Raw genomic sequence first — 4,615 nt, 5'->3', positions numbered from 1 at the left:
GGACGGATGGGCGGTTCCGGGACGGATAGTCGGTTCCGGGCCGGGATGGGGCGGGGGAGATGGGCGCGGGCTCACCACCGTGGGCGCGGGCGCGCAGAGCGGCGGTCGGGCCGCCGGCGGACGTCCCGTCCCCGCCGACACAGAACGCCGGTCCGGTGAAGCTCCCCGTGCCGAGGCAGCCCAGCCCAGCGGAGCGGCCCGCCGCGGGCCGGCGGGTGCGCCTGCGGCGGCGGTCGGGCCTTGGCGGGCGGCACGGCGGGCGGCACGGTGAGCGGCTCCGCGGGCCGGGTCGGGCGGCCTGGTCGCGGCCCGCGCTCGCCGTCGCCGTGATCTGCGCCTGTTCGTTCACGGCGAGCCTCGTCCTGCAGGCGACGCTGTACCGCAACGGCTCCGGCGACGCCGACGAGGCCGCCTACGTCCTGCAGGCCCGGATGCTGCTCGACGGGCACCTGACCCTGGGCGCGGCGACGATGGAGCCGTTCTTCCGGCCCTGGCTGACGGGCGAGCACGACGGCCGGCTGTTCACCAAGTACCTGCCCGGCTGGCCGGCGCTGCTCGCCGCCTCGCAGGCGGTGTTCGGCACCATGACGGTCGCGCCGGCCCTCGTCGCCGCCGGCTGGGTCGCCGGGACGTACCGGCTGGCCCGCGAGCTGCTCGACGACGCGGCCAGCGCCGTGCTGGCCGCGGCCCTGCTGGCCCTGTCGCCGCTCGTCGTCGTGCACACGGCGCTGCCGCTGGCCTACGCCTGCGGCGCGGCCACGCTCACCCTGGCCAGCGCGGCGCTGCTGCGCGGGGCCCGCACCGGCGCGCGGCGCTCGCTGCTCGGCGGCGGGGCCGGCGTGGGCTTCGCGCTGCTGCTGCGCCCCTTCGACGCGGTGCTGGTGCTGGCCGGGGTGGTCGTGTTCGCGCTCGTGCGGTTACGCCGCGAGCCGCGGGCGATACCCGCGCGGGTCGGCTGGGCGGCCCTCGGCCTGGCGCCGTTCGCCGCGATGCTGCTGGTCTTCTGCCGGTTGGTCACGGGCTCCGCGCTGCGGATGCCGCTGTCCGCGTCCGATCCGCTGGACCGTTTCGGCTTCGGCCCCCGGCGGATCCTGCCCTCCGAGCCGACGTTCGCCTTCACCCGCCACCTTGCGCTGCGTGCCCTGCAGCAGACCTGCACCGCCGCGCCGGGCTGGCTGTTCGGCGGCGTGGTGGTGGTCGCGCTCGCCGCCGTCGGCGCGGTGGGCGCGCGGCGGCGGGCGCAGCGGCTGCTGCTCGTGGCGACGGTGGCCGCGGTCGGCGGCGGATACCTGTTCTGGTGGGGTTCGGCGTTCGCGATGCCGGGGCTGCGCGACGGCCTCGGTCCGCACTACCACCTGGCCGCGGTGACGCCGGTCCTGATCCTCGCCGCGGACGGTGCCCGCCGGCTGTGGTCGGCCGCCGCCGCCCTGCCACGGGCCGCCGTGCTGCGACCCGCCGCGGCCGGCGCGGTCACGGTGACGATGGTCCTGCTCACCGCGTCGGCGCTGCCCGGCAAGGTCGACGGGCAGCGCTGGGTCAACGACCGCAACGCCTTCCTCGCCGCCCTGCTCCCCGACACCTACCCCGCCCCGGCGGTGGTCGTCGTGACACCACAGGTGCCCAGCCGGTACACCCAGGTGCCGTACCAGACGCTGCGCAACCGGCCGGACCTGCGCGGGGACGTGCTGTACGCGGCCGACCTCGGTCCCGCGACGGCGACCCTGCCCGATCGGGTGCCGGGGCGGGCGCTGTACCGGCTGCGCCCGGACGAGATCGTCGACCCGGCGGCGTCCGCCAGCTTCTACGGATCCTTCACCGCTCTGCGCCAGGTCAGCGGCGAGCGGATCGCGGTGCACCTGACCGCCCGCCTGCCCGCCGGCGCCGCGGCGGGCGCGTCCGCCTACGTACGGCTCGGCACGGTCACCCGGACCTTCCCGGCGACGCCCCCCACCGGGCATCACATCGAGGCGACGATCGTGGTCACCGCCGGGGAGCCGGCCGGCGTCGGCGAGATCGGCGCCGGCGCGGTGACGCTGCCGGGGGAGCTCGTCGTCGGGCTCGTCCAGCCGACCGCCGCGGGCCCCGCCCGCTGGGAGGAACGCATCCCGCTGGCGCGCCGGCCCGCCACCGGCACACTGACCCTGCTCACCCCCGGGCTGGGCTGGCGCACGGTGCCCGGCCGCGCCGCGGCGGGATGGCTGCCCGCGCCGGTCCGTCCCACCCTGGCCGTCGCCGTCGGCCTGGACTGATCCGGCCCGCACGTAACGCGTTTGCCGGATGCATCTGCCTTCGGCGCGGCATAATGCACGTGCAGATGCAATTGACGATGCTCGCGCATGTGATGGAGGTCGCCCATGGCCCGACGTCCCCCGATCGGGCCGGTGCCACCACCCCCCTTACCGGCCCATCGACTGGTGATAGTGCTCACCGCCGCGACCGCCCTGCTCGGCCTCGCGACCCTCGCCGCGGTCACTGTCATCACCCTGGGTTCCCACGAGCTCGCCGGCGCTGCCGTCGTCGCCGGGCTCCCGCCGGCGGTCATGAGCCCCTTCGCGGTCGCTCTACCTGCGGTTATAAGGGTCGCCGAGGCGGAACAGCCGCCGCGACGGCGGAGCGCGGGCGGCAGGCGTCCGGGCGGCCCCAGGTCCGCCGAGCGCCGCGGGGGCAATAACGGGCAATGACGGTCCTCCCTCGATCGCGGTCGCGGAGACGGTGACGAATCCTCGAAGGGGAAGATCGCCTCTACGGTTGCCGTCGTGCGGGTCATCTGGGCGGCCTTGGCCGCGATCGTCATGTCTGTCGGCTTCCTGGCCGGCTGCAACGCCTCCGCGACCGGTGGTCCCCTCAACGCTGCCGGCGGCGTCGGCACGAACACCGCCACCGGCGGGGTGTCCGTGAGCGCCGCCGGCGACTCGTCGGCGGGTCTCGCCGGCGACTCGGCGGGTCTCGCCGGCGACTCGGCGGCGGGAGCCGACAGCGGCTCGCCGGCCGGCGCAGGCGGGGTGCTGACCGCCGCGGCGACGGCGTCACCCTCATCCTGCGGCGGCAAGATCACCGACGTGCAGGATGTCGAACGGCTCGTCAACGAGCCGGTCGGCTGCCCCGGCGCGCTGAACACGTTCTGGCACGGCGAGCTCGGGGACGCCTGGACCACGCCGCGCTTCGTCCCCTACCACGACGGCGAGGTACCCGACGACGAGTGCGGCCGTCAGGTCAACGACCCCCGCCAGTTCGCCGACAACGCCCTGTACTGCACCCTCGACGACACCGTCGCCTACAGCGTCGACTTCCTCGACGAGCTGACCCAGATCGGCGGCCCCACCTACCCGCTGTTCGTCCTCATGCACGAGCTGTCCCACCGCGGCGACCGCATCGGCGGGAACATGGGGGTCGTCACCCGCGCGGAGGAGAACCAGGCCGACTGCTTCGCCGGGCGGCAGGCCTCCGCCGCGCACGACGCCGGGCGCATCGCCGTCACCGACGCCCTGCAGGGCGCTCTGCTGTTCTACAGCCTCGGCGACACCAGCGGCGGCTGGTTCACCCAGGAGCCCGCCAGCGCCCCCGACGCCCACGGCTCGCCCCGCCAGCGCGCCCAGGCCTTCGCCTTCGGCTACCTGCGCGACAGTGCCACCTGCCACCGGATCGGCAAGTCCGAGACGGGAGATGTGTCGTTCTGACCACCGGTCCCCGTCCCACCCGCCGCCTGTGACGCTCGGTAACCATCAGTTCGGCCAGGCTGCGTCCAGCGCTTTACGGTGAGTCATGACCTTCAGGGCTGCGTCCGATCAGATCGAGATTCCCGCCGGGGTGGGCCTGACCGCCGTCGGCATGGCGTGGGTCCGGGCCCGGGAGAGCGCACGCCACGACCGGCTCTTCGACGATCCCTACGCCGAGGCGTTCGTCGAGGCGGCCGGGGGTGCCGGCGCCGTCACCGGCCCCGCCGCCGTGTTCCTCCACTTCCTCGACGTGGTGGACTCCCACGGCGTGCACCGCACCCGCTTCTTCGACGACTACCTCCTCCGCGCCGCGGGGGAGGGCCACCGCCAGCTCGTCCTGCTCGCCGCCGGCCTGGACACCCGCGCCTACCGGCTGTCACTGCCGGCCAGCACCCGGCTGTTCGAGGTCGACCTGCCGGAGATGGTGACGTTCAAGCAGACGGTCCTCGATGCCCGCCACGCCACCGCGCAGACCGAGCGCATCACCGTCCCCGCCGACCTCGCCGGCGACTGGGCGGCCGCGCTGACCCGCGCCGGCCTGCGCACCCGGGAGCGCACCGTCTGGCTCGTCGAGGGCCTGCTGCCCTACCTCGACGCCGGCCAGGCCGCCCGCCTGCTCACGACCATCGGGGAGCTGTCCGCCCCGGGCAGCCTGCTGGGCTTCGAGTACCAGGCCGCCGACACGTGGCTGATCGACGAGCTGCGCGCCACGCCGGAGCTGGCCGAGTTCGCGAGGCTGCTCAAGGGCGGCCTCGACGAGCCCGCCGTCGGCTGGCTGTCCCGCCACGGCTGGCGGGTGCTGCACGCCCGGCTGCGCGCCGACCTCGCCACCGCGGCCGGCCGCGACGCGCCCGGCCCGTTCGCCGACGGATTCCTCATCGCCTCCCGCCGCTGACCGC

4 protein-coding genes are annotated in these 4,615 nt (G+C 75.5%); all 4 read left to right on the top strand.

Translation table 11 applies throughout. The annotated features are described in order from the left end of the window. Positions 1 to 167 precede the first annotated feature (167 nt). Positions 168 to 2,249: a DUF7846 domain-containing protein gene (locus NBZ85_RS27900; RefSeq protein ID WP_261556716.1), complete on the top strand. Its 2,082-nt coding sequence runs from the start codon at positions 168 to 170 to the stop codon at positions 2,247 to 2,249. Positions 2,250 to 2,414: 165 nt separating this feature from the next. Continuing rightward, positions 2,415 to 2,681, top strand: a complete 267-nt coding sequence (locus NBZ85_RS27895; RefSeq protein ID WP_261562966.1) for a hypothetical protein — start codon at positions 2,415 to 2,417, stop codon at positions 2,679 to 2,681. 75 nt (positions 2,682 to 2,756) lie between these two features. Next, positions 2,757 to 3,677: a neutral zinc metallopeptidase gene (locus NBZ85_RS27890; RefSeq protein ID WP_261556714.1), complete on the top strand. Its 921-nt coding sequence runs from the start codon at positions 2,757 to 2,759 to the stop codon at positions 3,675 to 3,677. Positions 3,678 to 3,762: 85 nt separating this feature from the next. Then, positions 3,763 to 4,611 (top strand): SAM-dependent methyltransferase, encoded by an 849-nt coding sequence (locus NBZ85_RS27885; RefSeq protein ID WP_261556713.1) that lies wholly within the window; start codon positions 3,763 to 3,765, stop codon positions 4,609 to 4,611. Positions 4,612 to 4,615: the final 4 nt, after the last annotated feature.

It is taken from the genome of Frankia tisae (assembly GCF_025403405.1).
In the GTDB taxonomy this organism is placed as follows: domain Bacteria; phylum Actinomycetota; class Actinomycetes; order Frankiales; family Frankiaceae; genus Frankia; species Frankia tisai.
Note: the sequence above shows the minus strand (reverse complement) of the source record. Positions and strands in the feature narration are given on the sequence as shown.